Origin of the sequence: Thauera sp., assembly GCF_035444905.1 — a bacterium.
Lineage (GTDB): Bacteria > Pseudomonadota > Gammaproteobacteria > Burkholderiales > Rhodocyclaceae > Thauera.
The window spans coordinates 1-1,244 of record NZ_DAOMPS010000154.1; the positions used below are offsets into that span (position 1 = coordinate 1).

General features: G+C 60.6%; 3 protein-coding genes. 2 read left to right on the plus strand and 1 reads right to left on the minus strand.

Annotated features, from left to right (window positions below):
- Window positions 1-313: hypothetical protein (locus PLC66_RS22740; protein ID WP_324544448.1), on the plus strand; the 313-nt coding region annotated here is incomplete at its 5' end.
- Window position 314: 1 nt separating this feature from the next.
- On the plus strand, window positions 315-500 hold the full coding sequence (locus PLC66_RS22745) for a hypothetical protein (protein WP_324544449.1): 186 nt from the start codon (window positions 315-317) through the stop codon (window positions 498-500).
- 120 nt (window positions 501-620) lie between these two features.
- Here the strand turns inward: PLC66_RS22745 and PLC66_RS22750 are convergent, their stop codons facing one another.
- Window positions 621-1,058, minus strand: a complete 438-nt coding sequence (locus tag PLC66_RS22750; protein ID WP_324544450.1) for a CAP domain-containing protein — start codon at window positions 1,056-1,058, stop codon at window positions 621-623.
- Window positions 1,059-1,244 lie beyond the last annotated feature (186 nt).

A 1,244-nucleotide genomic window follows, 5' to 3' on the forward strand; every position in this document is an offset into this window, starting at 1 on the left:
TTTGTCGGGCAACAATCATTTGCCCGACAAAATCCGCGAGCGCCGGTCAGTCCAGGTAGCCGACAAAGAACGGCCGGAAGTCGTTGAGCGCCGGGGCTGGATCGAGTATTCTAAACGTGGTACAAAAAACCCGAAACGATACGCCTATCGCCGCCGCTGGATACGCGCCGAAGGCGGGACGTGGGTGAAATCCAAGGTAAAAAGACTCAGGTCAATACCGCCGTTAACGGAGGGGGATTATGTCAAGCGCATTACCGACGAAGGACGCGACCCAGCTACAGGACGTAGAAAGCCTGATAGCCGCGATAAGTAAAATGGTTACCCTGCTGGATTGCGTCGTCCTGACCGGCGCATCATGGCCCGAAGTATCCGGCATTCTGTCGGCCGACGGCGAGACGTTCCGCGAGGTCTTGCCGCTGGGCGACGGCGTGCATATCGTCCTGAGCGTCGGCGACCTGCCGACAAAAATGGTTGACGGGATACATGAGATAGAGGTATAGCTCAGACGATGGGACAATAATCGAGGCTCCCCCACTCCTACAGACTGACTAAATCATAGGAGGAATAAGATATATTAACTTAACTATGGCGTATCGGAGCGGCCGATACGCCCCCCGCCCTCAGTATCCCCGCCCGCAACACGGACACGGCTGCTTCACCGGCGCGGCCACCGGACGGCCGAAATCGACCACCCAGTAGAACCCCCACGGCGACCCCGGCGCGGCCAGTCTGACACTGCCCATCTCGGTCACGTCAGGCGATAGTATCGCGGCACGATGCACCGGCGACACCATCCACCAATCGAACATCATGAGCTCGTCGCCGCCAAAGCCATGCCCTGTAATCTCTGACCAACGGGCCGCGCGATAGCCCGCGCGCGTGATCCGCGTGCCTATGTCGCTACCGTCCGAGCCGTCGTGCCAGCGCCGCTGTTCGATAAGCCAGTCATTGCGCGAGAGGTCGGCCGCGTGGTCGTGCGCCGCCTGCGTTAGCATGGCGTTCTCGGCCAACGCCGGCAGACCATGCGCCGCGCGGGCCTCATTGATTCTGTCGATCATATCCCTCCACCAACGCGCCGACGGCCTGCGCCAGCCCGCGCACCATGTCCACATCGTTGCGCCGCACCCACCGGCCAAACGCAAGGGCGATCCCTGTCGCTACCTAGGAGGACTTCGATGGGCTGATAGCAATCTGATACGTCGCCTGATTAGCGACCAGCGCCGTGATGAGCAATTCGACCAGCC

Bases quoted from the DNA above. Each gene is read 5' to 3' on its own strand.
- PLC66_RS22750 (WP_324544450.1), bottom strand. From the start codon at position 1,058: ATGATCGACAGAATCAATGAGGCCCGCGCGGCGCATGGTCTGCCGGCG.
- PLC66_RS22745 (WP_324544449.1), top strand. From the start codon at position 315: ATGGTTACCCTGCTGGATTGCGTCGTCCTGACCGGCGCATCATGGCCC.